General features: G+C 69.5%; 19 protein-coding genes, 1 tRNA gene and 4 pseudogenes. 7 read left to right on the top strand and 17 right to left on the bottom strand.

Features of this window, described 5'->3' with window-relative positions; translation table 11 throughout:
* The first annotated feature begins 317 nt into the window (after positions 1 to 317).
* Positions 318 to 878 (top strand): sugar O-acetyltransferase, encoded by a 561-nt coding sequence (locus tag AC068D_RS32655; RefSeq protein ID WP_478826745.1) that lies wholly within the window; start codon positions 318 to 320, stop codon positions 876 to 878.
* On the opposite strand, the gene AC068D_RS32650 is transcribed toward AC068D_RS32655, so the two are convergent.
* A complete protein-coding gene (locus tag AC068D_RS32650; protein ID WP_478826827.1) occupies positions 868 to 1782 on the bottom strand; it encodes an NADP-dependent oxidoreductase in 915 nt (304 codons plus the stop codon). The two genes, AC068D_RS32655 and AC068D_RS32650, sit on opposite strands and share 11 nt — an antisense overlap.
* A 280-nt stretch (positions 1783 to 2062) precedes the next feature.
* On the opposite strand from AC068D_RS32650, the gene AC068D_RS32645 reads away from it, so the two are divergent.
* Together AC068D_RS32645 and AC068D_RS32640 are read left to right on the top strand one after the other, a co-directional pair.
* The gene (locus AC068D_RS32645; RefSeq protein WP_478826744.1) at positions 2063 to 3319 is read left to right on the top strand and encodes a helix-turn-helix transcriptional regulator; all 1257 of its coding nucleotides are present in this window, start codon (positions 2063 to 2065) and stop codon (positions 3317 to 3319) included.
* 121 nt (positions 3320 to 3440) lie between these two features.
* Positions 3441 to 5138 carry a bifunctional 3'-5' exonuclease/DNA polymerase gene (locus AC068D_RS32640; RefSeq protein ID WP_478826743.1) on the top strand — a complete coding sequence of 566 codons (1698 nt, stop codon included), beginning with the start codon at positions 3441 to 3443 and terminating at the stop codon, positions 5136 to 5138.
* 106 nt (positions 5139 to 5244) lie between these two features.
* Here the strand turns inward: AC068D_RS32640 and AC068D_RS32635 are convergent, their stop codons facing one another.
* Positions 5245 to 6204 (bottom strand): D-2-hydroxyacid dehydrogenase family protein, encoded by a 960-nt coding sequence (locus tag AC068D_RS32635; RefSeq protein ID WP_478826742.1) that lies wholly within the window; start codon positions 6202 to 6204, stop codon positions 5245 to 5247.
* Positions 6205 to 6422: 218 nt separating this feature from the next.
* Here AC068D_RS32635 and AC068D_RS32630 point away from each other — a divergent pair, with 218 nt between their 5' ends.
* Complete coding sequence (locus AC068D_RS32630) at positions 6423 to 8129, top strand: DUF2079 domain-containing protein (RefSeq protein ID WP_478826741.1); 1707 nt, start codon at positions 6423 to 6425, stop codon at positions 8127 to 8129.
* Between the two features lie 82 nt (positions 8130 to 8211).
* On the opposite strand, the gene AC068D_RS32625 is transcribed toward AC068D_RS32630, so the two are convergent.
* From AC068D_RS32625 to AC068D_RS32580, 10 genes and pseudogenes are all read right to left on the bottom strand, one after another.
* Complete coding sequence (locus AC068D_RS32625; protein WP_478826740.1) at positions 8212 to 8892, bottom strand: hypothetical protein; 681 nt, start codon at positions 8890 to 8892, stop codon at positions 8212 to 8214.
* Positions 8889 to 9257 (bottom strand): hypothetical protein, encoded by a 369-nt coding sequence (locus AC068D_RS32620; RefSeq protein WP_478826739.1) that lies wholly within the window; start codon positions 9255 to 9257, stop codon positions 8889 to 8891. Before AC068D_RS32620 ends, AC068D_RS32625 begins: the two co-directional genes overlap by 4 nt.
* A gap of 17 nt (positions 9258 to 9274) precedes the next feature.
* The gene (locus AC068D_RS32615; protein ID WP_478826738.1) at positions 9275 to 11683 is read right to left on the bottom strand and encodes a glycoside hydrolase domain-containing protein; all 2409 of its coding nucleotides are present in this window, start codon (positions 11681 to 11683) and stop codon (positions 9275 to 9277) included.
* 184 nt (positions 11684 to 11867) lie between these two features.
* Positions 11868 to 12410: a GNAT family N-acetyltransferase gene (locus AC068D_RS32610; RefSeq protein ID WP_478826737.1), complete on the bottom strand. Its 543-nt coding sequence runs from the start codon at positions 12408 to 12410 to the stop codon at positions 11868 to 11870.
* Between the two features lie 14 nt (positions 12411 to 12424).
* Positions 12425 to 12874 (bottom strand): PaaI family thioesterase, encoded by a 450-nt coding sequence (locus AC068D_RS32605; protein WP_478826736.1) that lies wholly within the window; start codon positions 12872 to 12874, stop codon positions 12425 to 12427.
* A 23-nt stretch (positions 12875 to 12897) separates the two neighbouring features.
* Positions 12898 to 13696: pseudogene (locus tag AC068D_RS32600) on the bottom strand (ferritin-like domain-containing protein); the annotation flags it as partial.
* A 294-nt stretch (positions 13697 to 13990) separates the two neighbouring features.
* Positions 13991 to 14809 (bottom strand): CDP-diacylglycerol--serine O-phosphatidyltransferase, encoded by an 819-nt coding sequence (pssA, locus tag AC068D_RS32595; RefSeq protein WP_478826826.1) that lies wholly within the window; start codon positions 14807 to 14809, stop codon positions 13991 to 13993.
* A 757-nt stretch (positions 14810 to 15566) separates the two neighbouring features.
* Positions 15567 to 17126, bottom strand: coding sequence for a hypothetical protein (locus AC068D_RS32590; RefSeq protein ID WP_478826735.1), 1560 nt, complete (start codon positions 17124 to 17126; stop codon positions 15567 to 15569).
* 344 nt (positions 17127 to 17470) lie between these two features.
* The gene (locus AC068D_RS32585; RefSeq protein WP_478826734.1) at positions 17471 to 18088 is read right to left on the bottom strand and encodes a hypothetical protein; all 618 of its coding nucleotides are present in this window, start codon (positions 18086 to 18088) and stop codon (positions 17471 to 17473) included.
* A gap of 187 nt (positions 18089 to 18275) precedes the next feature.
* Positions 18276 to 19664, bottom strand: coding sequence for an outer membrane protein assembly factor BamB family protein (locus AC068D_RS32580; protein ID WP_478826733.1), 1389 nt, complete (start codon positions 19662 to 19664; stop codon positions 18276 to 18278).
* A 235-nt stretch (positions 19665 to 19899) separates the two neighbouring features.
* Between AC068D_RS32580 and AC068D_RS32575 the strand changes: the two genes are divergently transcribed.
* Positions 19900 to 20247 (top strand): hypothetical protein, encoded by a 348-nt coding sequence (locus AC068D_RS32575; protein WP_478826732.1) that lies wholly within the window; start codon positions 19900 to 19902, stop codon positions 20245 to 20247.
* A gap of 763 nt (positions 20248 to 21010) precedes the next feature.
* Positions 21011 to 21421 (top strand): hypothetical protein, encoded by a 411-nt coding sequence (locus tag AC068D_RS32570; protein WP_478826731.1) that lies wholly within the window; start codon positions 21011 to 21013, stop codon positions 21419 to 21421.
* A gap of 13 nt (positions 21422 to 21434) precedes the next feature.
* Here the strand turns inward: AC068D_RS32570 and AC068D_RS32565 are convergent.
* A pseudogene (locus tag AC068D_RS32565) lies at positions 21435 to 21642 on the bottom strand (transposase); the annotation flags it as partial.
* On the opposite strand from AC068D_RS32565, the pseudogene AC068D_RS32560 reads away from it, so the two are divergent.
* Positions 21642 to 21857: pseudogene (locus tag AC068D_RS32560) on the top strand (tyrosine-type recombinase/integrase); the annotation flags it as partial. The pseudogenes AC068D_RS32565 and AC068D_RS32560 sit on opposite strands and share 1 nt — an antisense overlap.
* Positions 21858 to 21905: 48 nt before the next feature.
* On the opposite strand, the gene AC068D_RS32555 reads toward AC068D_RS32560, so the two are convergent.
* The 4 genes and pseudogenes from AC068D_RS32555 to AC068D_RS32540 form a co-directional block, all read right to left on the bottom strand.
* Positions 21906 to 21979 (bottom strand) — tRNA-Thr (locus AC068D_RS32555).
* A 97-nt stretch (positions 21980 to 22076) separates the two neighbouring features.
* Entirely contained in the window at positions 22077 to 23621 is a 1545-nt protein-coding gene (locus AC068D_RS32550) for an alpha/beta hydrolase (RefSeq protein WP_478826730.1), read from the bottom strand.
* A gap of 71 nt (positions 23622 to 23692) precedes the next feature.
* Positions 23693 to 24898, bottom strand: coding sequence for a DNA polymerase III subunit delta' (locus AC068D_RS32545; protein ID WP_478826729.1), 1206 nt, complete (start codon positions 24896 to 24898; stop codon positions 23693 to 23695).
* 532 nt (positions 24899 to 25430) lie between these two features.
* Positions 25431 to 25874 (bottom strand): annotated as a pseudogene (locus AC068D_RS32540) (dTMP kinase); the annotation flags it as partial.

The raw sequence follows: 25874 nt of genomic DNA, 5'->3' as shown, positions 1-25874 counted from the left end.
ATCCGGTGCACGTCGGGCCGGGTGCCGCGGGTGTCCCGGCGCCATTTCGTCCACAGCCTGTGGATATCGAACTGCTGCGCACCCTTGAGGCCCGCCCGGCGCCCGGAAAAGGGGGGTACGGGGCCTTGGCCCGGCCGGGGCACCCGCCGCCGCACGGGCACCCCGCCCGAGCCGCGCCGTCGTCGGCACCCGTCCCCCGCCGCCGGGACCACCCCGTCGGGGGTTCCGCGCCCCTCCCCCCGAGCCCACCCGGTCCTCCGCCCGTCCATGCAGCCGCGGTGGACCCGAGCGCTCAACCGCCGCCGTACCGTGGCGTCATGGGTGAGAACAAGCAGCGCATGCTGGCCGGTGACTGGTACCTGCCCCACGACCCCGAACTCGCCGCCGACACGGAACGCCGCTTCGCGCTCTGTGCCGCCTACAACGCCAATGGCGGTGCCGCACCCGCCGACCGGGCCGGGATCCTGGCCGAGCTTCTCGGCTCGGTGGGCGACGACGTCCGTGTCCGGCCGCCGTTCCAATGCGATTTCGGCAGGTACATCAGCATCGGCACCGGCACGTTCGTCAACTTCGGTGCCGTCTTCCTCGACGTCGCCCCGATCACGATCGGCCAGGACGTCCAGATCGGGCCGAACGTCCAACTGCTCACCCCCACCCATGAGCTGGACCCCGAGCGGCGACGCGAGGGCTGGGAGAGGGGTGAACCGATCACTATCGGCGACAACGTGTGGCTGGGCGGCGGGGTGATCGTCTGCCCGGGAGTCACCATCGGCGAGAACACGGTGGTCGGGGCGGGCGCCGTGGTCACGAAGGATCTGCCGCCGGGTGTGCTGGCGGTGGGGAATCCGGCCAGGGTGGTGCGCCGGCTCACGGCTTGATGATCAGTTTGCCCCGCACATGGCCCGTCTCGCTGAGCTCCTGGGCCTTCGCGGCCTCCGCGAGCGTGAAGATCCCGGCGACCGGAATCTCCAGACGGCCGTCGACGGCGAGCCGGGCCTGCTCCGCAAGCCCCGCCCGGACCCGCTCCGGAGGTGTCCCACCTGCCGAGAAGGGCACACCGTGGTCGGCCGCGTTCATGTCGGCGATGGTGATGATCCGGTCGGTCGTGCCGCCGCGCAGCTCGATCGATGCAGGCAGAGCGCCCTTCCCCGCCGCGTCGAAGACCGCATCGACCCCTCGGGGAGCGGCGGCGCGGACCTGTTCGACCAGCTTCTCCCCGTACTCCACCGGGATCGCGCCGAGCTCACGCAGATAGTCGTGGTTGCCGGGGGACGCCGTGCCGACGACGGTCGCGCCGAGCGCCACCGCCAACTGGACCGCGACCGAGCCGACCGCACCCGCGGCGCCGTGCAGCAGCAGCGTCTCGCCCGCCCGGAGGCCGAGACCGTCGAGGACGCGCTGGGCGGTCTCGCCCGCGACGGGCAGAGAGGCGGCCGACTCCCAGGACAGCCCGGCGGGCTTGGGCACGATGTCACCGGCAATGGCGTACTGGGCGTACGCGCCGGTCCTCGTCCAGCCGAGGACCTCGTCCCCGACGGCGGCAGTGGTGATGCCGTCGCCGATCGCGTCCACGATGCCGGCGAACTCCAGGCCGGGTACCGCGGGGAAGGTCGTGGGGTAGTGCTGCTCCACCCAGCCGTGGCGACGCTTGTGGTCAAGGGGATTGACGCCGACCGCGACGACCCTGACGCGCACTTCGCCGGGGGCCGGCTCGGGCTTCGGGGTCCTGGTGTGCCGCAGCACCTCGGGGCCGCCGAACTCCTCGTACACGATCGCTTCCATCACTCCGGCCGTCGCCCCCGCACCCGTGGCACTCGTTGCCATGCCGGTCGCTTTCGTGGCGTCCGCCGTTTCCGCACCGTTCTTCGTTTCGGCGCCGTCCTTCGTTCCCGTGGCTTCAGTGACCTTCGTGGCTTCCATGCCGGACTCCCTGTGACCGGGATCTTTCTCTGACGGCTCCAGCCTCGTCCGGCGGCCCGCCCGATCCGGCCCGTCTTTGGGACAGTCCGCCCTGGCCGAAAGACCGGGCACCTGTCCGGCCCGCCCGAATACGCTGATCCGTATGGACCTCACCGGACCCGTCCCCGCACTGACCACCGCCTACGACGTCATACGGCAGCCGCTGGGCGAGATCCTGCCCCGGCTGTCGTCCGTGCTGTCCGGACCGGTCCCGCACCGTGCGGCGGCCGAGCTGTCCACGCACTGTGCGCACTCCCCGCTCAAGACCCATGGGGAGCCGGAGATCGCGGACCGGACGACCACCGCCGACCTGGCTCCGCTGCTCGCCTCCGGCATCGCCGGACGGCCCTGGCAGGGGACCGCCGCCTTCGCCGGGGCCGAACGGCCGCTGTTCGCGGTCACCAGCGACGCGACCCCGCGGGGTGCGGTGCTGGTGCTGGTCAGGGAGGACGACACCCCCGTCGACGCGGCGGCCGCCGCGGTCGTCCAGGCCATGTGGGACCTGGTGACCAGCCACTTCGAGCGGCTCTCCGCGGAGGCCGTGCCCGGCGCACTGGCCCGGTCCAGGACAGCGGCCCAAACCCGCGCCCGGGTCATCTCGGAGCTCGGCGAGGCGCATGCCGCCTCACTGACCGGCCTGCTGGGAGTGCTGCGCAGCCGCAGTCTCGGTGACGGCGCCGCCCGCGCCGCAGCCACCGATCTGGCTGTGACCGCCCTGGTCGAGCTGCGCGCCGAGGCCGAACGCGACCAGGAAATCGCGGAGGAGCCGGCAGGCCAGGCCTTCGCCCGGCTGACCGCCTCGTTGAAGCCGTTGGTGCGCTACAGCCCCGTCCGCCTGGAACTGGCGGAGCCGGAGACCTCCAGGAACCTGGCCGCCGATGTGGCGCACACCGCGCGGGCGGTGGTCCGGGCGGTACTGCTGACCGTGCTGGAGCAGGAGGGGCTGACGCGTGTGCATGTCGGCTGGCAGCTGACCGACCGGGAGTTGCGGGCGACGGTACGGGACGACGGCCCCGGCGCCCTGACACCCGGGGCACTGGCCCCGGGCCGGGTCGTCGAACGCCTGGACGTGCTGGGTGGGCGCCTGGACCTGGACGCGGTGCCGGGCTGGGGCACGACGGTCACCGCGACCATTCCCCTCGAGGTCTCGACGACGCCCGCCCCCGACCCGCTCACCGCGCTGGGCGCCCGCGAGGTCGAGGTGCTGACCCACTTGGCACTGGGCCACCGCAACCGCGTCATCGCCCAGGACCTGCACATCAGCGAGTCCACAGTGAAGTTCCACGTGGCGAACATCCTGACCAAGCTGGGCGTGGGCTCGCGGGGCGAGGCGGCAGCACTGTTCCACGCAGCGGCCTGACGCACCCGCCACGGCGGTACGAGGTGCCCGCGACGGCAGCCGCGCGCCGCACGGGCGCCCTCGTCCGACCTGCCCGGTTCGCGTACGGGCCGATGTCAGTGGCCGGTGCCAGACTCGCCCCATGACCGAACGGTGGGCCCTGGCCCCGGCCGAGGGGGGTGGGGCGCTGCTCGTACCCCTCGGCCCGGACGGGCTGCCCACCGCTCCCGTGCTGGCCGAGCCGGATCTCGTCGAGGCGGTCCGGTCACGGCCCGAGGTCGGACGGGACGGGCGGTGGGTGTGGCGGTCCACCGCCGAGATCCATCCACGGCTACTCGCCGCCGGCGTCCGGGTCGAGCGGTGCTACGACCTGGAGAACGCCGAGCTGCTCCTCCTCGGGCACGAGGGCCGGCTCGGCGAGCCCCGGTCGGCGGCGGCCGCCTGGGCACGGCTGCGCCACGCGCCCGTGCCGCCAGATCCACCGCAGCGGTCCGCCGAACCGGGCTCGCAGTCCTCACTGTTCGAGCCGCAGCCGGTGCCCGTCCCCTTCGACGGCCTGCTGCAGGTCTATGCCGAACAGCAGCGAAGACACGAGGCCGCCGAACACCCCGGCCGGATGCGGCTGCTGACCGCGGCCGAGTCGGCCGGGATGCTGGTGGCCGCCGAGATGAACAGGGCGGGGCTCCCGTGGCGCGCGGACGTCCACCGGGAGGTGCTGCACGAGTTGCTCGGTGAGCGGTACGCCGGCGGGGGCGAGCCGCGCCGCCTCGCCGAACTGGCGGACGAGGTGTCGGCGGCGTTCGGACGGCGCGTACGGCCCGATCTTCCGGCGGACGTGGTGAAGGCGTTCGCGCAGGCCGGCATCAAGGTCCGCTCGACCCGGCGCTGGGAGCTGGAGGAGATCGACCACCCGGCGGTCGAGCCGCTGATCCAGTACAAGAAGCTGTACCGGATCTGGACGGCCCACGGCTGGAGCTGGCTCCAGGACTGGGTCAGGGACGGGCGCTTCCGGCCCGAGTATCTGCCGGGCGGCACGGTCTCCGGCCGGTGGACGACCAACGGCGGAGGGGCACTGCAGATCCCCAAGGTCATCCGGCGGGCGGTCGTCGCCGACCCCGGCTGGCGGCTTGTCGTCGCGGACGCCGACCAGATGGAGCCGCGGGTGCTGGCCGCGATCTCCCGCGATCCGGGCCTGATGGAGGTCGCGGGCCACGCCGGCGATCTGTACACGCGGCTGTCCGACCGGGCGTTCTCCGGCGACCGCGCCCACGCCAAGCTCGCGCTGCTCGGCGCGATCTACGGCCAGACCAGCGGCGACGGTCTGAAGAACCTCGCCGCCCTGCGCCGCCGCTTCCCGCTCGCGGTGGCCTATGTGGACGACGCCGCCCGCGCGGGCGAGGAGGGCAGGCTCGTCCGCACCTGGCTGGGCCGCACCAGCCCCCCGGCGGTCGGCGCGGGCGAGGACGACGAGGCGGGCATCCCCCAGCCGGGCGGTGCGGACGACGAGGCCGTCCAGGACGGGTTCGTGCCCGGTTACGCGTCGACGAACGCCCGGGCCCGCGGCCGTTTCACCCGTAACTTCGTGGTCCAGGGCAGCGCCGCGGACTGGGCGCTGCTGATGCTCGCCGCACTGCGCAGAGCGACCGCCGGCATGGAGGCGGAGCTGGTCTTCTTCCAGCACGACGAGGTGATCGTGCACTGCCCGGCACCGGAGGCGGAGGCGGTCGCCGAAGCGATCCGCGCGGCCGGGGAGCTGGCGGGGCGCATCGCGTTCGGCGACACACCGGTGCGGTTCCCGTTCACGACAGCGGTGGTGGAGCGGTACTCCGACGCCAAGTGACGTGCCCTCCACCGGTGTTCGCGGCAGACGCCGGCCGGCGTCTGCTCCGGGCCCGGTGCAGACGCCACTGCGCGCGCCGGCACCAGGGCCCCGGCCCCTCCCCGGGTCAGCCGAGTCGGCGAACGGGCACTCCCGCGAGAAAGGCCCGGATGTCCTCGACGGCCTGGCTGTAGTACGTCGCGTAGTTGGCGCGGGACACATAGCCGAGGTGCGGGGTCGCCAGCAGACGCGGGGCGGTGCGCATCGGATGGCCGGCCGGGAGCGGTTCGATGTCGAAGACGTCGATGCCCGCACCTGCGATGGTGCCGTTGTGGAGTGCGGCGACGAGGGCGTCCTGGTCGACGATGGCCGCCCGTGAGGTGTTGACCAGATAGCTCGTCGGCTGCATCAGCCCCAGCTCCGCGGCACCCAGCAGGCCACGGGTGCGGTCGCTCAGCGCCAGGTGCACGGAGACGAAGTCGCTGGTCTCCAGCAGCTCCTCCTTGGAGGCGGCAAGGCCGGTGCCGACCTCTTCGGCGCGCTCCTCGGTGAGGTTCTGGCTCCAGGCCACGACATCCATGCCGAAGGCGAGGCCGACGCGGGCGACCCGGCTGCCGATCTTCCCGAGGCCGAGCAGGCCGAGGCGGCGGCCGTGCAGATCGGCGCCTACGGTGGACTGCCAGGGGCCGCCGTCGCGCAGCGCGTTGGACTCGGGGACGATCCCGCGGGCGAGACCGAGCAGCAGCGCCCAGGTCAGCTCGACGGGCGGTGTGGCGGAACTGGCCGTGCCGGAGACGGTGATCCCGTGCCGCTCGGCTGCTGCGAAGTCGATGACGGAGTTGCGCATTCCCGATGCGACCAGGAGCTTCAGACGGGGCAGCCGGTCGAACAGGGTGGCGGGGAAGGGAACCCGCTCACGGAGGGTGACGACGATGTCGAAGTCGGCCAGGGCCTCGGCGAGTTCGTCCTCGCCGGTGAAGTGTTCGGCAAAGGTGACGACATCGACCTCGTCGGTCACGGGCGACCAGTCGGCGACGGTGGTCGCGACGGACTGGAAATCGTCGAGCACAGCGCAGCGCAGTTTCATGCAGATCATTCTCGCCAATTGGCTGTCGCCGGTCAGTGGCAGCCTGCGGGTGACGCCCGGGACGCGTGCATCCGATCCCACCCGGAGGCTCGAGCGGTGCACCCGGAGGCTCGAGCGGTGCACCCGGCGAGCAGCACCAGGAATGGAATGCAACTCTCCGCAAATCTGTGATCACCACGCGGTGACCTGGTGGACCTCCACCCCTTAGCGTCTGCCGCATGAGTTTTCGATCGCGCCAGATACAGACCCAGGGCTCTGTTCATCTGCCGCATCCTCGGAACGAGTCGGCGGCGCCGACGGTCCCGCCGGGCACGCCCGCCCGGCCGGGCACAGCGGCCCGGACGGAGACAGCGGCCCGGACGGACGCACCGGCTCGCGCGCCGAGGAACGCGCACGGCCGGCGGGGCGGGGCACTGACGGTGCTGTGCTTCCTGGTGTGCTGCGGGGTGGGGCTGCAGTCCTGGGTCGCGCTGCGCGTGGCCGGATTCGACCTCGGGATCTTCGACCAAGCCCTTCGGGCCTACGCGCACTTCGAGCTCCCCAGGTCGCCGATCAAGAGCGTCCACCACGAATTCCCGCCGCACTTCTCGCTGTTGGGCGACCATTTCTCACCGGTACTGGTGCTGCTGACACCGCTCTACTGGACATGGGACGACCCGCGGGTCCTCGTCATCGCCCAGGCCGCCCTGTTCGCGGCCGGGGTGCCCGTGGTCCGCCGCATTGCCCGGCACTGCTTCGCCGGTACGGCCCCGGAGACCGTGCGCCGCGCGCAGGACGGAGCGGGGCTCGTGTACGCGCTGGGCTGGCCCTTGTCGAACGCCGCGTACACGGGCTTCCACGAGGTGGCCTTCGCCGTGCCGATCACACTGCTGATGCTCGAGCGCGGTCTGGCCCGCCGCTATGGCGCGGCGGCGCTATGGGCGGCCCTCCTGTGCACCGTCAAGGAGGATCTGGGGCTGGTGGCCGGGGCCTTCGGGCTTCTGCTGGCGATACGCGCCCATCGCGAGCGCCATCGCACGGGCCGGGCGATCGGGGTGGCGATGGTCGTGGCAGGGCCGCTGATATCCGCCGTGGTGATCATGTGGTTCCTGCCGGCGATGGGCAGCCCTCCGGGCTACTACTGGTCCTACGGCCGGCTGGGGGCGGACGCGGGCGACGTCCTGGTCCGGATGGTCACCGAGCCGTGGGTGGTGCTGCATGTGGCGTCCAGCCCGCTGATAAAGGTGGCCCTCCTGGCATGGGTGCTCGGCAGCCTGGCCTTTCTGCCACTGGGCTCCCCCACTCTTCTCCTGGCGGCTCCCCTGCTCGCGGAACGGGTTCTGTCCGACAACCCCAACCACTGGCTGGCGATAAACCACTACGACGCCTTCCTGTGGCCGATCCTGCTGACCGCGGCACTGGAGGCCCTTGCCAGGACCCACCGGGCGGGATCAGCTCGCCGCGGGCTCACGAGGGGACTCACGATTGCGGCGATCGCCCTCAGTTCGGCGGCCGCGGTCTTCCCCGGCACGGGCGTCCTCGTCGTTCCGGGCTCCTGGAAGCCCTCCCCGGACAAACACGCGCTGGCCGAGGCGGCCAAGCTCATTCCGGACGGCGCGACCGTCGAGGCGGACAACAACGTCGCGCCCCGGCTGACCGCCCGTACCGACGTCGTCATCGCCGACGCCGCTCCCCGGGGCGCCGACTGGGTGCTGATGCGCGAGACCGAACGTGTCTTCCCTTTCGCCGAGGTCGCCGAGCAACGGCAGCGCATCGACCTGCTGTTGGAGCACGGCTACGCGCAGGTGTGGCGCCGGGACGGGGCCGTACTTCTCCACCGTGTCCGCCATGTGCCCATTCCCGGCGCCCGCCGCCCCGGGCCGGAGAGCGTCCCGGTGCGCGAGCGGGTGCCGGAGGACGTGGGACGCCATCTCTTCCAGCGGTAGCCGACCGTTGGCCGTGCGACGCGGATCCCCGGGCGTTTGGCGGCAGCCGCGGTCCCTGACCACAGCGATTGCGGGACCGCTCTCAGGCGGACCGCTTCCGGAACGCGATCGCGGCCCTGCGACGCGACGGGTCGAAGGCGTCCACGGAACCCGCTCCCTCGCCCGGAGTGCCGTTCCAGGAACGGATCTTGTTCGCCACGCCCTTGATCTTCGGGTGTCCGGGCAGCAGCGCGATGTGGAAGTGGGACTCCTTCGGCTTCTTCTCGTCGCCGCCCCACACCACCGCGCCGTTCAGTTCGGCGAGGATGTCCCGCACCACCACCAGTTCGTGCGGATACAGACCGCCCTTCGCCCCGAGCGGATAGCCGGTCTCGCGGATCGCGATGGCCGTCCCCGACAGGTGGTTGGACTCGTACCTCTCCCCCACCTCGCGAAGCGCCCGGTACCCGGTCACATCCCCCTCGCGGAGCCGGTCGATCTCGTAGTGGAACCGGCGGGCCACATGCAGAAGGATCACCGCCGCGTCCCCCTCGGCGAGGGCCACCGTCTCGCCGCTGCCCTCGATGCGGTGCGACCTGGCCCCTTCCAGAACCGGCCACCCGTTCTCGGACGTCCCCCGATGCCATGCCTGAGCACCACCGGTGGCACCGGTCGCGGCCGCAGCCGTACCGCTTCCCGCGATGCCGAACAGGGCGGCACCGCCCGCCACTCCGGCGGTCGCGCCGACGAACCGCCGTCGTGACACATCCCGTTCCGGTCTCACCCTCGAGTCCCCTTCCTTCTCTCCACGGTCTTCACCACACGAGCCACGCCCATGACCAGAGCCAGCAGCACGGAGGCCGCCGTCACCGCCGCGAGGCACACCAGGGCCGGGTTCACCCACACAGGGACGAGATCGAACCCCGCATGGCACTTGTTGTGGAGCGGGAACCAGCGTCCGGGTTCCTCCCAGTGCTCCGACCGGTACGCCTCGTCGTACGCCTGGCCCAGCCGCGCGCACGTCTCGTCGATCTCATGCCCGCCGGAGAACATCCCGACGAAGTACACGGCGCACATCGACACCGCCGCCACCACGGATACCAGCAGCCACACTCCGGGACGGCGCCGGAACGCTGCCCGGCCGGACATGCGCCGGTCCTCTCCTGTCATGCGCCGTCAGCGGCCTTGCGAGCACGGGCTCGGGCCTCGGCCTGTCGCAGATACTTCCGGTGGTTCGCCTTCCACTCCGCAGCCATCCGCGCCTCCAGGCCGGTCCGCGCCAGCAGTGTGTCCGTGAATCCCTTCTCGAACGGCTCCAGAACGCTGTACGGAAGCATGGCCGGCAGCGTCTTGATGCCACCGCGGACCGTGATGAGACCGATCTGCGCCGCCACGACCTCCTTGTCGTCCGCTGCCGTCAGGATGTTGTGGGCCAGGAACTTCGTGTCCTCCGTGTTCCCGTTGAACCGCTTCTCGTAGTAGTTCGAGAAGCGCTTCAGACCGCCGCCGCCGTTGTACTGCTCCCGGACCGCGGTCACGATGTCCTTGCCCGACCGGACCTTGTCGGCGATCAGGAACGCGTCCGCGTCCTCGATCAGGTCGTTGAAGCCGAAACTCGATGCGACACCGATCTTCGCCAGCTTCGCCTGGCAGAAGGTGTAACCGGACGCATAGCTGTCCGACTCGCGGCGCCAGTCCGCGTAGAAGGTGAGCAGGTCGCCGCCCCAGCCTGCGACGTCGCCCTCGTTCACGCTCTTCGGATTGCCCGGCGGGGCCGACACGAAATGACCGTTCGCCGACGCCATCAGATGCTCCGCGCCGAGCGGATGGCCGGTGTAGGGGTCCGTGAACTCCTTCAGGACGGACATGCCCCTGCCCCTGGCGAAGCCGATGAAGTCCTTGTCGTACTCACCGATCAGGAAGTCCCAGTCGCCGCCGCCGTACGCCTCATGGCGGGTGAACTCCATCACCAGCCGGTCCGGGTTTCCCTTGCCGTACTCCCGCGCCACCGCGTACAGACGCGTGACGTAGTCGATGAAGTTGTCCGCAGGGCCCGACGGCTCGTTGACCGAACCGGCACCGGTGTCACCGCCCGGTCGGGTGACGTCGCGGTCCAGGTCGAACACATCCTGGCCGTTGGTGACCCTGAACTCCTTGATCTGGTTGAACGCCCAGTTCGAGGGGAGCGGGAAGCCCAGGTTTCCGGAGAAGCCCCATGACATACCGGATACGAACGACCAGCGTGCGTCGGTCTTCCTGGTGACGTTGCCGCACACGTTCCGGGATCCGTACACACCGTGGATGTACTTCTTCCCGTTGTACGCCAGACCCGCCGCGACACCGTGGAAGTACGGCACGATCGCCGAGTCGATCTCTTCCTGCGTGGCGTCGTAGTCCACCGCGAAGTAGAGGGTCGTGCCGCGGTTGAAGCCGTAATCCGAGGCCAGCTTGTGCGCGTTCAGAGCGTGCTGGTAGCCCTGTGTGTAGGTGAAGTCGGAGAGTCGGCGGGCGTTGTCCTGGTAGATCGGGAAGACCCTCATACCCGCATCGAAGATCGTCTTCAGCTCACCCGGCTTGATCTCCTTGTCGAGCGTCGACCCCGGAGGGTCGTACAGATAGCGGCCGACCACCCGGTAGCCGTTGTCGTGCAACCACTTCGCACGGGACGGTGTGATCTCGAACCGGGTGTCGCACCCGGACGCCGGACGGTCGGCGTCCCCCATGGACACCAGAAGCTGCGCCCAGGTCTGGTAGTCCGCACGCCCCGTCCTCGCCAGCGCCGAGAACTCCTGGAACAGGTCGGCGTACTCGCGCAGCTTCGAGTCGAAGTCGCTGCGGAACCCGGTGCGGACATCGCCGGGCAGCGGCTCGTTGAACACACAGGCCGCCGAGAACAACTGGACCCAGATACCCGATGCGCCCTCGGACAGGGTGTGCGACTTGAGGCCGGCCTGGGTGGTGGGGCCGAAGTTTCCGTTCACCGAGCCCTCGGCGATCCCGAGCTCGTACTGGATCGCCTTCATCAGGGACTTCTGCACATCCCGCGAGTACAGGCCGTCGCACGGCCCGACGTCGAAGGTCGACTTCCCCCAGTAGCGGCTGTTCAGCCACTGCTGGATCTCCCGCACCTTGTCCGTCCCGCCGGCGACGACGACGTAGGCGTCCATGTTCAGGATCACCTTGAAGATCTTGGCCTGGACCCTGCCGTCCTGCGGCAGGCCCATGTCCGACTTGACCGCATCGACCGCCGCGCCGGTGGAGATGTCGTAGTCCCCCCGGCCGTCACCGCCCCAGTAGCCCTTGCAGAACAGTCCGTGCTGCAGGATTCTGACGATGTTCCGGTTCGCGTTCCAGCCGAACGTGACGTCACCGAGTGCGGCGAGTCTGGACTGCGTCGTCGGGCCGAACGAGGCGACCAGCGGACTGATCCCCAACTCGTGCTGCAACCCCATGACCAGTGCATACATGGTCGCCCATCCGGTGCGGCCGTCCTCCGGGCATCGCACGTACCCGGACACCCCGCCGTAGGTGGAGTTCACCCACTTCTGTGCCTCGAGGACCTTCTCGTCCGCCACCGTTCGGCCTCCCTTCCCGTCGCCCTGCAGCCCCGATACGGAACGCGGGAGCACCCGAGGAGGACCAGAGGTGCGAGCGCCCGCTCACAGGCCGCGACCCTACGGGCCACGCCTCTCCGCCCGGTCTCCGCGACACCTGCGCGGGGGCGGGCACGATCCCGCCAACGCCGACGACACCGACCGCTCAGGGCAGATCGGCACGCAGCATGGCATACATGATCATGTCCCGGCGCTCGTCGCCCACCTGCTGCCAACTGCGGAGCAGGCCCTCGCGCCGGAAGCCGGCACGCTCCGCCGTCCGTATCGACGCGGCGTTCCACGGCTCCGCACAGAGCTGCAGGCGGGGAATCCGTAGATCGCCGAGGGCCCAGACGGCCACCGCTCGAAGGGCTTCCGCAGCGACCCCCCGACCACGGGCAGATCCGGCCACCCAGTAACCCAACGACGCACGGCCCTCGTTCAGTTCCCTGAGCCACAGGCCGACCGTTCCGAGCGGTCTGCCGTCCTCGCGGCGCACGATGACGAACGGATACCCGCTCCCGGTGGACGCCCGCTCCCACTGCCGTCGGACGAAGGCTTCGCCCGCCTCCTGCGAGTACGTCCGGGGAATGGTCGTGATCAACGGAATGTAGGGGTCGTCCGACGCCTCCCGGACGAGCGGCAGATCGCCCAGCTCCCAGGGGCGCAGCACAAGGCCGTCGCCCGCGGACAGGCGCGGAACGTCCACGGCTCCCGCACGGTTCAGCGTGAGGTCCCGGAAACCGTCTTGATGCGCGCCGTCGCCGTGGCCACGGCGACGGGCTTGCCGTCGGCGGCCAGAAGCTCGCCGGACAGGAAGCACACCTCGTTGCCGCGCTGGACGATCCGCCCCCGTCCGATGAGCCGACCCGGTCGGGCCGGCCGCAGGAACTGCACATGGAGATCCAGGGTCGGCGCGAACTGGCCGTCGGACAGGGTCGCCACGAGCGCCGGCCCCAGCGTGTCGTCGAGCATGGCGGCCAGAAACCCGCCCTGAACCACTCCCACCGGGTTGAGGAACTGCTCGGTGGCCTGAAAGGCCACCTCGATGGTTCCCTGCTCCGGATCGACCGCGATCAGTTCCCACCCCAGCGTCGTCGCCGCGGCCGGCGGGGGTGTCCGTCCGGCCAGGACGTCCCAGAAGGGGCCCGTCCTCTGCGCATCTGTGGTCATGAAGGGGACCTTACTCGGCCTCCTTACTCGGCCTCGGTCCCGTCCTCTCCGAGCGCGATCGCGTCGTCCACCTCCTGCTTGCGGACGGCCAGTTCACTCTCGTAACGCTCCTGGTCCACGGCCTGGGCGATGTCCTCGTCCTGCCTCAATGAGCACGTCGGGATCGGCCCTGGCGTTCTCGAGGATGCCCATCCGGCCATAGGCGGCCTGCGCCCTTTCGCCCCACAGACCGACGTCCTTCACACAGGGCACGACTCGGCTGAGCAGCAACGACTGGTGGAGCTGGTACATCTCCGAGTTGTCGACGAATTCCATGCATTCGTCGAGTGGCAGGCCGAGTTGCTCGTGGACCGCCTTTCCCTTGAACCGGTCGCGCAGCAGAGAGCAGCCTTCCACCACGAACTCCTCGCGCTCGGCGCGCTCCTTGGAGGTCAGTTCGCCGTAGTAGTCCTTCAGCGCGAGGCGCCCGAAGGCGACGTGCCGCGCCTCGTCCTGCATGACTCAGGCAAGCAGCTGTTTGACCAGCGGATTGGTCGACACGTCGCGGAAGAGGCCGAAGGCGGCGAGCGCCAGGCCCTCGATCAGCACCTGCATGCCGAGACAGGGGAGGTCCCAGCGGGAGTCCTCCAGCAACTCGGCCAGCAAGCTGGCCGGGTCCTGGTTGATCGGGTAGTGCATCCCGACCTTCTCGCGCAGGAACCGCAAGTACAGCTCCACGTGCCGCGCCTCGTCCATGGTCTGGGTGGCGGCGTAGAACTTGGAGTCCATGTCCGGTGCCGACTCCACGATGCGCGCGGACACATTCAGCGCGCCCTGCTCACCGCTCTGGCCAGGAATCCCCTGACCGCCGAGGGCCTGATCTGACGGGCCGGGCACCACCCAGGTGGCGTGACGCGCCACGCGCCGGGCCGGCAAAGGCCCGCTCAGAAGCCAGGGTGGCGGCTTGCGCCACATCGCGGACACGAGGTCGCCGCACCCTCTGAACGAGAAGCCCAGCTCGGAGGTTCTCCGAGCGGGGCTTCATCAGAGTCGGTCGTCCATGCGGTTCAGGATGCCGGCCGAGGGGCGCTCCCGGGGGACGCGGACTCTGCTCGGAGAGTCCGCGCCCGACCTCCGTCAGGCCCCTCCGGCCCTGGCCGAGCGAGCGTTACGGGCCCTGTTGATACGGCGCGCCGTGGCGAACAGGGGAAGCACTGCCGCGAGGGTCAGCTGGAGCGTGCAGCCGGTCACAAGGAGAGTTTCGGCGCCGGGGGAGTTGGCGGCCCAGGCGACCAGGCAGCCGATGTTGATCGCCGCCCATCCGATCGTGGCAATGGCCATGCTGCCGGTGGGCTTGGGGTATTCGACCCTGCTCACCATCAGCCAGGCAACGCCGAGCACCGCCATCAGTGTGACCATGAAAGGGAGTTCGAGCAGGACGACCGAAACAACTGTCAGTGCGGCGAACGGGATCGGCATGCCCTGGAACATGCCGTCCTGCATCGGGGTGACCGAGAAGCGGGCCAGCCGCAGCAAGCCGCCGAGCAGTACGGCGACGGCAGCCGGTACCACGAGTTCCGGGTGCGAGTCGTCGTTGACGAGCCCCCACACCACCACGAAGTACGCGGGTGAAAGGCCGAAGCTGACCAGGTCCGAGAGGTTGTCGAGCTCCGGCCCCATCCCAGAGCTGCGGAACTTCCGGGCGACCATCCCGTCGCACAGATCGAACAGCGAGGCCATCAGGATGAGCATGACGGCGGTGGCCGCGCCCTGCCTCATCGAGCCGTCTTCCCCACCGCCCGTCAGGTAGGGGACCAGAACGGCGGTGGTGATGAAGTAGATGGAGGAGAAACCGCAAACCGCGTTGCCCAGCGTCAGCACGTCGGCAGCCGACAGCTTCGAGGGCGAATGACCGTCCGCCTCCCCGGGCGTTTCTCCAGCCCACGATGGTGACATCTCGGGATCAGTGAGGGTCAAAGCTTCTCTCCTACACGCGTTTCCTGCTGAAGGCCGCCGGTGGCGAGCATCATCGCAGTAACACGATGCGACCAACAGGCGGGTCCAGGCGCCGTCTCCCGCACGGAGACGACCGCACGTGCCTGAAACAGCATCCGCACCCCGAGGCCCGGTCCGGAGTGATCGCCGTCCCCGAGTTCGACATCCTGCGCGCCGCCGTCTGCGCGAACCGTCCGCCGAACTCCGGCCGGGACATCGCCGGCGCAACCCAGCATTCCGTGACAATGGCGGGGCGCTGCAGAGCCCCTTCTCGCCGTGGCCGCCCCGGTTGCGCGACCTCCGGCACGGCGCGGCCGCGCTCAAGCTCGCCGCCGAGGCCGCCGAGGCCGCTGAGGCCGCTGAGCTGCGCTCAAGCGCAAGGCCGGGCCGGAGAAGAGGCCCGCAGGACTGCCGTGCGGGCCACGGCGAGGGCGAAAGCCGACGCCAGGGCGAAGAAGGAGAGCGCGCGGAAGAAACCAAGAAGTGGGGCCCGGGCCGCTCCGACCATCCATCGCTCACGCAAGCCGCACCCGGGCGGGCCTCGGCCCCGGCCGTGTGACGCATCGTGCCCTGCCCAACGCAGAAGGCCAGGTCACGGGCTACGTGACCTGGCCTTCGCCGGAGCCGCCTTCGGGATTCGTACCCGAGACCTACGCATGACGAGGCCCCGCAAGATCATCCCGGGTGGTGCGGGGCAGTGCCAAGGGCTGTCCCTCCCTCAGCTGCACGCCTTGATGGGCTTGAAGGACCTGGCCCCGTCCTTGCCCGACGGGGCTCCGAGGAATTCGGCCTTCTCAAGGTCCGCAGTCTCCGACTCATGCTTCGTGGTGTACCCGAGCGAGAGGCCGGCCTTCAGCTCGAAGCCGCCCTCCTTGCTGTTGGCGTCCACTGTGTGGGTCGTCCTGGTGCTGATGGCGGAGTCGTGAAGGAGGCGGGCGTACGGGTTCTTGCTCGCGCTGAGCGGAGTTCCCGGCTTGTCGGGCGAGGTCGCGGGAGGTGTATCGGTCATCATTCCCGTCAGGGTCCGGCCGTCCACATTCGGCTTGCCCTCGGAGCTGCCGACGATGTCGTTGTTGCCTTCGCCGATGGCCTTCTCCACCATGTCCCGCTGCTCGCGCTGCTCGGGCGTGATCTCTTCGTCTGGGGGGAAGGCGAGGGTCGTGGTGGTGGTCTCCACTTCCTTCACGCCGTTCTTGTCCCCGCCCTTGATGGTGCCCTTGGGGTTGGCGTCCTTCCGGTGCTTGCCCTTCCGGTGCTTGCCCGTGCCGTCCTTGGCTTCCTTCGACCCTTCGACGTTGGTGGCGGCGCTGCCCTCCTTGGTGACGGTCGTGACGACGTCGATCCGGGCCAGCTTCCCCTTGTTCGGGCCCTCGGAGTAACGCGTGACCGTAATGGCGCCGTTCAACCCGGCGCCGGCCTCGCCCTTGAACTTGGCAGGAGCTTCGTTCGCGCCCCAGCTGGTCTTCCCCTTGGCGCTGACCTCGAAGTCGCGGGTGGTGGAGATGACCGGCGGGCGCAGCCAGTTGTTGATCTGGGTGCGCTTCATGCCGCTCGCGTCGACGGCTCCCGAGATCCCATAGGCGCTGTTCTTGGTCTCGCCTTCGAGTCCGAGCTCGGCTTTCGCCTTGACCTTCGTCTCTTCGGTACTGATGTGGTTGTCTTTGTAGTCCTTGCTGAAGTTCTCCCGCTCGTCCTCGTCGAGGTCGACCCCGAAGACCCGCAGGAACCCCTTCCCGGCCTCCTTCGGAGCAGAGTCCTGAAGGTCCTTGACCCTCTCCTGGAACTCATTGGCCTTGTCCGGGTCGGAGAAGACCCAGGTGTCCCCGTCCTTCACCTCGACCCCGGCGCCGAGTTCGAGGACCTTCGCCTTGTTCTCTCCGAACTTCGCCTTGGCGCCGGTTTCAAGGCCGGCCTCACCGCTCCCCTGGACGGTGATCATGATGCGTTTCCCGGTGCCCTTCGAGCCGTCCGGGAGCTTCTCCGAAGTGTCCGTGAACTCTTCCCGCTTCATGGTGAACTTGCTGCCCAGCTTGACGATGGCGACCTTGACCTCCTGCCCGGAGTCGGTCTGCTCGTTCTTCGTGTTGCACAGCACCGGCCGGTAACTCTTGTCCCTGTCCTGGGCGTCCTGGTCCTTGGCGCTGATGGAGATGATGTCGCAGTTCGATCCGCCGGTCAGCTTGCATATCTGGGCACTGATGGCCGCCGAGATGTCGCCCCCGATACCGACGGCCGTTACGCCCGCGATGACTGCAGCGACCACCACGACGACACCCATGTAGTCGACAGCGCCTTGTCCGGCATCGGTTGACAGCCTGCCCGAAACCGACCTCGACCCTTCGAAGGGTCCCATTCCCCCTGCCCCTCTCCCCCGCGGGCTTCCCGCACGGTGCTGATGTTCCCCAAGAATGGATGAATGCCTCGCACTGATACCGAGGCCATTGCTCATAACTCCAGTGATTCGGGAAGGAGTTATTGAGAGCGGAGTGTCACCGTGCGCGTCAGGATCGGCACATGGATCCGCGACGCATAAGACGGACGTGGAGGACATCTCCACGGCTCCACAGCAGCCGCTCTCATCGGCGGACTCGCCGCGCCGGAAATTCGGCCAACGCGCCGGCCTCAGTCGGACGCGACGACCTGGACGCTCTTGGCAACCTTCTCCAGCTCGTCGGAGCTCAGAGCGGATGCGGCAGCGTTGATCCGGACCAGAAAGGTCTCGCCCCTCTTGTCCGTGCCCACCACGTCGACCCCGTTGACCGGCTCCCCCTTGGGAGGGGTCGACCCGGTTCCAGTGGATTTGAAGGCGTAGTCGATCCGCTGACCGTCATCCGTGCCGCCGACGGTGAAGTCCTTGAACCCCTTGATCTCCGCCTGCAGTTCGTGGTCGCCGAGGGCGGAGGCCGCCGCCGTCTTGGCGTCACGGGAGTCGTCGTACTTGAGCACGACCGAGATCTTCCCGAGCTGGCGTCCGCCCTGCTCCAGCACGGCCGCCCCGTCGGCGGCCTCGGGCCGCTCCGCCTCGGACTGGACCTTCCACGCCGTGGGGAAGTCCACGGTGATGTGGGGCGTCTTGAGGCGCTCGTAGCCCTCTGGTGCCGCCTCGTCCGCCGCGCCGCCGCCCCCGCAACCGGCCAGCAGCAGCATCGCAACCGCCGCGCCGCCCATCACCTTGGCGCTCCGCCGGAGTCCGCGTTCCCACCTCCGTGCCGCTCCGTCTGTCGGTCCGCGATGCTCCATGCTCGTGGTTCCTTCCGTACGGCGTGCTCAGTGTGGGGGGATGTGTCGCCTGAGGCAGCTGTGTCCCATGGGGCAGTGTGTGTTCGAGAATCGTACAGAGCGACGCTGGTCGGCACATGGGCCCACGGACCCAATTCGCAACTCCATAAGGAGACTTACCGAACTGACCAGCGGGGACCGCCGGGCCTCACACCGAAGCCGAAACCGCGCTGACTCCCGCATCCGTGAGCACGTAAAGCCTGCCGTCGGCGACCAAGGGGACTCCATCCGCACTCGGCTCGCCCTTCGCGCGCCAGCGCGCCGCTCCCGTACGAGCGTCGTAGGCCCACAACTCCGAGGTGTGGCCCACCAGTACGGACTGACTGCCAGCCAACGCCGGTACGGAGGTGCAGCTGTTGGACGGTGTACGCCACAACTGCTTCCCGTCGGATGCGGCTCTTGCGGTGACATAGCCGCCGGGCTTCTTCTCCTCGTCGGCGAAGGGGTTCTGGAAGCCTGAGTCGACGGAGTGCGCGCCCCGGTAGCCGTCACTCGTAGCCAGAAAGACGGCGGACCCGCCCGACGCAGCCTCGGGAGTCACCGGCGAATCGACCGTGGCGCGCCAGCGCCGGTCGCCCGTCGCGGCGTCGTAGGAGTACACGGCCCCGGTTCCGCCCTCGCAGGCGTAGACCGTACGCCCGTCGGCGGAGAGGGTGATCCGCGCACCCGGGCCCTCTGTGCTCTCCTTCGGAGGCGCGGGGGACTTCCAACGCCGCTCCCCGGTGGAAAGGTCGTACGCGGCCAGTTCGTTGGCCTTCCCCGACCCGGTGGCGTACATCAGCTTCGTATCCGTCGCCAGCACCACGCTGTCCTGCTTCGGCAGCGACCAGCGCTCGTCCCCCGAATCCGCGTCGAGTGCGACGATCCGTTCGCCGCCCCGGGTCTCCGCGATCACCTGTCCGCGGGAGGGGTCCCCGAGCAGCAGCCGGTTCCCCTCAGTCCGCCACTTGACGCGCCCCGTGCCCGTAGCCAACCCGCACAGCACACCCTCGACCAGGGTGCGGGTGGAACCGGCTTCGTCCGCCGCCTTCTCCGTTCCCATCAGCACGCACACAGTGGAGCCGATCACCACAGGTGCCGCAGGGGAACCGCCGCCCAGCGGTGCACTCGCCCAGCGCCGGCTGCCGTCGTCGTCAGCGAAGGCGTTGACGTGCCCGCCCCTGGCCACGGCATAGACGGTCCCGTCGGCGACGGTGACAGGCCCGAGCACCGCGTCCCCCTGCTTGCCGCCGGCCACCTCAGCCACCCATCGCTCGCGTCCGTTCCCGGCGTTCACCGCGTGCACGGACAGCGGACCGTCGGAGGTGATGTAGAGGGAGCCGCCCGCACTGCTCAGCCAAGTCACCCCGGCGGCAGCCCCGTTCATCGCGTACGTCCAGGTGGGCTGCCGCTCGGGCGGCGCCGGAATGCCCCCGTCCTCCTCACTGCCGAAGACCTGCCACGCCGCAAAGGCTCCGACACCCACGACCCCGGCCCCGAGCACTGCTCGGCGGCCGACGTGCCGCCCCTGCCGTCCGGCGTGACCCCGCGCGTTCATTGCTTCACCTTTCGCGTGCAGCGACTTCCGGGCTTCCCCTCGCGCCCGGCGGAGACCGGATGGCAACACGACCGACTGAGATAGCGTGTGCGGCCCCGAGGAAAGAGAGAGGTAGAAGATGTACGGCACGCGCAGCAACCAGGCCTCGCCGCCAGCACATCACATGCAGGTAGGGGGGATCCAGGGACGCCCCACGTGGTTCTTCCCACTGATTCGCTCGTGGGCTGTCGGCCTCGTGGCGCTGACGCTGCTGAGCATCGCGGTGGGCTACGCGGTACAGGGTGTCTTCGACTCCCGCCTGCACTCCTTCGGCTGGCGGGTCGCGCTCATCTACGTCCCCAACGTGCTGACGATGACCATCTGTGTCCTGGCCGCCGCCCGCGTGCACCGCGCGCCGCACCGCGACTCCCTCCCCCGCCATCTCACGGCGACCTTGGCGGTCCCGCTCTTCACCCTGGTCATCTCGCTGGTCAACGGTTGGGGCGCGCTCAACGCGGAGGTCGGCTCGATGATGGTCGCTGCCGTGCTGCTGGGGGGCGTGCTGGCACTCACCCTGGACCGGGTACTGGAGAGCCGCCGCTGAGCTCCTGGCGTACCGGCGGCCGACCCGCGGCCGCGATTGCGCGGCCGACATCCGCAGCTCCTCGTACGCCTGCGCGATGAACCCCATGTGCTGCACACAGTGGGAGCCTTCGATCTCTAGCCGGGATTCGCCGACGACTCCGGTGAAAGCTCCTGCGAAACGCCCGTTGGATACGCGGCCCGCTGGAACGCGGTGCATTCGGCGGGCGAAGCGGTTCGGGCGGCCGCGGCTTCTCTGAGCCGCCTTCAGGATTCGAACCCGAGACCTACGCATGACGAGTTGTCCGATCATGGTCCACGGACGTCCGGCGGCGTTCGCATAGTGGCCCTCAGCGGCCGAAAACCCCTGACTAGGGATCTTCAATGGTGCGGGTTACGTCGGGCCGTGACGGCTGCCGTGGTCCGCGCCATGTCGGGAGGATGAGGTATCCCGATTGCGGTGGATCGACGGCTGAGGAACGGGCTCGGCGTGAGCACGTCCGGCTCGTGATGGATCGGCTGTTCAGGGTCATTTCGGCTGCTTCCGGGCCATGGAGGGTCCAGTGCTGTGACCGCCATCAGTCGCTGCGGTTGCGGTACTTCGGTGCGGTACGGCCGTGACGACCTGTGGGGCTCCGCCTCCGTCAACTCGGGCTTGAACGTGTTCAAAGTCTATGCCAGGCTGCGGAACACGTCCTTGATCTCCCGTCGCGCGCGCGACCTGCAGAAGCCGCTGGAGGTGGAGCGTGTTGCGTTCCTGCCGGACCGCGCTGGTCCTCCTTGCCATGGCTCTCCCACTCACGGCCTGCAGCTGGTTCTGGCACCGGCCGCCGCCCGAGGGCGAATCCGTCATGCTGAAGCCGGCCGAACTCACGACCACATGGACCGACGCCGACGGCGGCACCCTGACGCTGAAGCCGGATGGAACTTTCACGGCCGACAACGTATGCGGCGACTGGATGGGCGCCTCGGACTGGAACTGGACAGGACCCCGGTCAGGATCGGGCACCTGGAAAGACGACTCCGACAAGTCAGGGACCGCCGTCTGGCGGTCGTTCGACACCAAAGGCCCCGAGGGGGATGACGTGGGAGACGTCCTCAGCGCTCTGCGGCATGGAAAGACTCTGATGCTCTGGACCCGCGTGGGCGACGAAGACAACGACGAGCCCCACTGCATTCTGACGAGAGATCTTTAACAGCTGACGGCGGTTAGGAGTCGAGCCCGGTCTTGGCGATGAGACCCTCGATGAGGCGGGGGCCGGTACGGCATCCGTTTCAACCGTGCCTTCACCAGCGCAGTGAGCTGGTCAAGGCTGTGTTTGGTGAGGTTGGCCAGCGACCTCTTCAAGTGTGACCACACGCCCTCGACGGGGTTGAGCTCGGGAGCGTACGGCGGCAGCTGGTAGACGGTCAGCCATGCCCACGATCATGGAGATCCTTCGGCACACCCGGATCAGCCAGACGAGGAGGTACGTCAAGGGCCGATCCCACCTCTCGAAGGACGCCATGCGGCGCATCGGCGAGTTCTTCGTGCCCGCTCCCCCGGCGCCCGATCGGGGCCCCACTGAGACCAGAACTGAGACCCCCGACACCCGCGCGGCTCGCGCCCGCCGCCGTCGCCGCATCCACTGAACGAGAAAACCCCAGGTCGGAGTCAATCCGACCTGGGGTTTCAGGATGAGCCGCCTTCGGGATTCGAACCCGAGACCTACGCATTACGAGTGCGTTGCTCTGGCCAACTGAGCTAAGGCGGCAAGCTGCCGATATACCTCTCCCGGCAGGAGCAGGTTCGCATCAGCAGCGGCGCCAAGTCTACAGGGTTATTCGGAGTGCCCCTGACCAGGTCGCTGATCACTGGCAGCGCTTGTTCTCCGACGGGGGCGTGCCCTCGAGCAGGTAGTTGTTGATCGCCGTGTCGATGCAGTCGCTGCCCCGACCGTATGCCGTGTGGCCGTCACCGTCGTAGGTCAGCAACGTGCCGGAGGAGAGCTGGCCCGCGAGGGCCTGGGCCCATTTGTACGGGGTGGCCGGGTCGCGGGTCGTACCGACGACCAGGATCGGGTCGGCACCCTTCGCCTCGATGCGATGGGGGGAGCCGGTGGCGGTGGCCGGCCAGTAGGCGCAGTTCAGGGACGCCCAGGCGAAGCCCTTGCCGAAGACCGGGGATGCCTTCTCGAAGTCAGGGACAGCCGAGCCGACCTCGGCGGGGGTCTTGAAGGCGGGCGGCGCATCGAGGCAGTTCACGGCCGCATTGGCGTACATGAGGTTCGCGTAGGCACCGTCCGGCTCTCGCTCGTAGTACGAGTCCGCCAGAGCCAGCAGCTCGGCCCCGTCACCGTCCATCGCCCGCCTGAGGGCCGTGCGCAGCTGCGGCCAGGCACCCTCGTCGTACATCGCGGCGATCACGCCGGTCGTGGCCAGGGACTCGGTGAGCTCGCGGCTCTCGCCGGTCGGGACCGGTTCGGCGTCGGTGGTGGCGAAGAAGGCCTTGAGCCTGGCTGCCGCGTCTGTCGCGGATTCGGTGCCGAGCGGGCAGTCCGTGTGCTTCACACAGTCAGCGGCGAAGGACTTGAAGGCGGTCTCGAAGCCTTCCGTCTGGTCACGGTTCACCTGACGGGCGGGCAGCGACGGGTCCATCGCCCCGTCCAGCACAAAACGGCCTACACGATCAGGGAAGAGCTCGGCGTACGTCGCGCCCAGGAAGGTGCCGTACGAAGCGCCGACGTACGACAGCTTCTCGTCGCCCAGCACCGCGCGCAGGATGTCCATGTCGCGCGCCGCCTCGACGGTCGAGACATGCGGCAGCACCGAGGCGGACCGCTTTTTGCAGCCTGCGGCAAAGTCCTTGTACGCCTCCCGCAGCTTGGCGATCTCGGCTGCGTTGTCGGGGGTCTGGTCGGTCTGTGTGTAGGCGTCCATCTGCTTGTCGTCGAGGCACTCGACGGGCTCGCTGCGGGCAACACCACGCGGGTCGATCGCGACCATGTCGTACCTGGCGCGCACCGGGGCGGGATAGCCGATGCCCGCGTACCCCTGGAGGTATCCGACAGCCGAACCTCCCGGCCCTCCCGGGTTCACCAGAAGCGAGCCGATCCGCTTGCCCGGACCGGTGGCCTTGACCCGGGCCACCGCAAGATCGATCGAGGGACCGTCGGGGTTCGCGTAGTCCAGCGGAGCCTTGAGCGTGGCGCATTCGAACTTGGGGACACCGCATGCCCGCCAGCTCAGCCGTTGGTCGTAGTACTGCTTGAAGTCGGACGTGGGGACCGCGGCCGGCGGCCCGGACCCCTCGGACGCCTCCGAAGGCAGGATGCGGCTGTTGCAGCCGGAGAGAAGCATCCCCACGGCAGCGGCGCACGCGATGGCGGAGATCCGGAGGCGTTGCCTGGTATCCATTCTGGGAGCCTAGCCGCATGGCGTGGGTTCGTACCCCTTGACGCCCGTTTGGGTGATTCGGACCTGCAGGGTCAGCCCGAGCGGAGCGCCAGCGTCATCGCCTCCACCGCCAGCAGTGGCGCCACATTCGCGTCCAGGGCCTCGCGGCACGCCAGGATCGCCTGTATCCGACGGAGGCTCCGCTCGGGGCTCGAGCTCCGGGCGACCCGGTCGAGGGCATCCCGAACGTCCTCGTTCGCGAGCGCCACCCGGGAGCCCATCTGCAGGGCGAGCACATCGCGGTAGAACCCGGTCAGGTCGGTGAGCGCGAGATCGAGACTGTCGCGCTGCGTGCGGGTCTTGCGGCGCTTCTGCCGGTCCTCCAGCTCCTTCATCGCCCCTGCCGTGCCACGCGGCATCCGGCCGCCCGCCGCCGCGCCCAGGGCGGTCTTCAGATCCTCGGTCTCCTTGGCGTCGATCTCCTCGGAGACCTGTTTGGCGTCCTCCGCCGCAGCATCGACCAGCTCCTGTGCGGCCTTCAGACAGCCGCCGATGTCCTCGATGCGCAGCGGAAGTTTGAGAACGGTGGCGCGGCGGGCGCGCGTGCGTTCGTCCGTGGCCAGTCGGCGCGCTCGGCCGATATGCCCCTGGGTGGCACGGGCGGCGGCGGTCGCCGCCTCGGGTTCGATGCCGTCGCGTCTGATCAGGACATCCGCGACCGCCGTGACGGGCGGTGTGCGGAGGGTCAGGTGCCGGCAGCGGGAACGGATCGTGGGAAGGACGTCCTCCAGAGACGGCGCGCACAGCAGCCAGACCGTACGCGGGGCGGGCTCCTCGACGGCCTTCAGCAGCACATTGCCCGCCCCCTCGGTGAGACGGTCGGCATCCTCGAGGACGATGACCTGCCAGCGTCCGACCGCCGGTGACAGCTGGGCCCGGCGGACGAGCTCGCGGGTCTCCTTCACACCGATGGACAACAGGTCCGTGCGGACGACCTCGACGTCCGCATGCGTACCGACCAGGCTGGTGTGGCAACCGTCGCAGAACCCGCAGCCGGGCACCCCGCCCAGCGCGCGGTCAGGACCGACGCACTGCAGAGCGGCGGCGAAGGCACGCGCCGCGGTCGCGCGGCCGGAGCCGGGCGGGCCCGTGAACAGCCACGCGTGCGTCATCCGGGACGCATCCGGGGGCTGCTTGCCCGCCGCCTGCGCCGATACGAGGGCATCGGCGTCCCGTGCGGCGGCGGCGAGCTGCTCCTGGACACGCTCCTGTCCGACCAGGTCGTCCCACACGGCCATGCAGCCGTCACCGCCTTCTGACGTCGTACGAGGTGTTGCACCGGGTTCCCATTGTGGGGCAGGGGTCCGACAGCCCTCGCACCCTGTGGAAAACCTCGACGGTGGAAGCGGTGGACGACCCCGCCGGCAGGGAGCCAGTGCTGTGACCGGATGGGTTTGCCGGGAAGCTCGCGGCGTCCGGTGCATGGTGTCTCCCCCGGCCCCTTGCGGCCGCGGGCATGGAGCCTCCCCCGGCCCCTTGCGGCCGCGGGCATGGGGCCTCCCCCGGCCCCTTGGGGCCGAGGGGACGCATCGCAAGCCGGTGGGGGTGCTCCTCCTGGCTCCGCCCGGGGGTACCCCCACCGGCCGGAGGCGGCTCCTCCTGGCTCCGCCCGGGGGTACCCCCACCGGCCGGAGGCTGGGGGAGATCGCCCTCGTACTGGATGTACTCGGGTGATTCGAGAACGCAGCGTGGGGGCGCCTCCCAGCGAAGCCAGGGGGAGTGCCGTGCAGGGCGTCGCGAGCCGGTGAACCTATCCGGTCACAGCACTAGCTAGGGGCGCCGGCCGCCGTAACGGCCGTCCTCGTCGTCGTCATGCCGGCCCAGCAGCTCGTCCGCCAGCGTCGGGAGGTCGTCCAGCGGGGTCTCCTCGGCCCAGTCGGAGCGGCGGCGCGGCCGCCCCTCCTCGTCGACCTGTGCAAGCTCACGGGTGCGGTCGGCCCCGTCGGCGGGCCGCTCGTCCCGGAAGATGTCCTGGGGCACCCGGTCCGCCGGATCCACGCCCGGCACCGGCGGAAGCACCGCCGTCTCGTCAGCCGCAGCAGCACCCGGGGCAGCGTCCGGCACCTGCGGCAGGACGGCCGTCTCATCAGCCGCAGCGGCCCGCGACCCAGTCTCCCGCACCGGCGGAAGCACCGCCGTCTCGTCAGCCGCAGCAGCACCCGGGGCAGCGTCCGGCACCTGCGGCAGGACGGCCGTCTCATCAGCCGCAGCGGC

Source organism: Streptomyces sp. NPDC043861 (genome assembly GCF_056435905.1).
The sequence above is the reverse complement of the archived record's forward strand: the minus strand, read 5'-3'. Positions and strand labels throughout refer to the sequence as shown.

What these genes read in the sequence shown, in the direction of transcription:
- AC068D_RS32655 (WP_478826745.1), top strand. Translation starts at nt 318, where the DNA reads ATGGGTGAGAACAAGCAGCGCATGCTGGCCGGTGACTGGTACCTGCCC.
- AC068D_RS32650 (WP_478826827.1), bottom strand. Translation starts at nt 1,782, where the DNA reads ATGGAAGCGATCGTGTACGAGGAGTTCGGCGGCCCCGAGGTGCTGCGG.
- AC068D_RS32645 (WP_478826744.1), top strand. Translation starts at nt 2,063, where the DNA reads ATGGACCTCACCGGACCCGTCCCCGCACTGACCACCGCCTACGACGTC.
- AC068D_RS32640 (WP_478826743.1), top strand. Translation starts at nt 3,441, where the DNA reads ATGACCGAACGGTGGGCCCTGGCCCCGGCCGAGGGGGGTGGGGCGCTG.
- AC068D_RS32635 (WP_478826742.1), bottom strand. Translation starts at nt 6,204, where the DNA reads ATGAAACTGCGCTGCGCTGTGCTCGACGATTTCCAGTCCGTCGCGACC.
- AC068D_RS32630 (WP_478826741.1), top strand. Translation starts at nt 6,423, where the DNA reads ATGAGTTTTCGATCGCGCCAGATACAGACCCAGGGCTCTGTTCATCTG.
- AC068D_RS32620 (WP_478826739.1), bottom strand. Translation starts at nt 9,257, where the DNA reads ATGTCCGGCCGGGCAGCGTTCCGGCGCCGTCCCGGAGTGTGGCTGCTG.
- AC068D_RS32605 (WP_478826736.1), bottom strand. Translation starts at nt 12,874, where the DNA reads ATGACCACAGATGCGCAGAGGACGGGCCCCTTCTGGGACGTCCTGGCC.
- pssA (WP_478826826.1), bottom strand. Translation starts at nt 14,809, where the DNA reads ATGTCACCATCGTGGGCTGGAGAAACGCCCGGGGAGGCGGACGGTCAT.
- AC068D_RS32590 (WP_478826735.1), bottom strand. Translation starts at nt 17,126, where the DNA reads ATGGGTGTCGTCGTGGTGGTCGCTGCAGTCATCGCGGGCGTAACGGCC.
- AC068D_RS32585 (WP_478826734.1), bottom strand. Translation starts at nt 18,088, where the DNA reads ATGGAGCATCGCGGACCGACAGACGGAGCGGCACGGAGGTGGGAACGC.
- AC068D_RS32580 (WP_478826733.1), bottom strand. Translation starts at nt 19,664, where the DNA reads ATGAACGCGCGGGGTCACGCCGGACGGCAGGGGCGGCACGTCGGCCGC.
- AC068D_RS32570 (WP_478826731.1), top strand. Translation starts at nt 21,011, where the DNA reads ATGGCTCTCCCACTCACGGCCTGCAGCTGGTTCTGGCACCGGCCGCCG.
- AC068D_RS32550 (WP_478826730.1), bottom strand. Translation starts at nt 23,621, where the DNA reads ATGGATACCAGGCAACGCCTCCGGATCTCCGCCATCGCGTGCGCCGCT.
- AC068D_RS32545 (WP_478826729.1), bottom strand. Translation starts at nt 24,898, where the DNA reads ATGGCCGTGTGGGACGACCTGGTCGGACAGGAGCGTGTCCAGGAGCAG.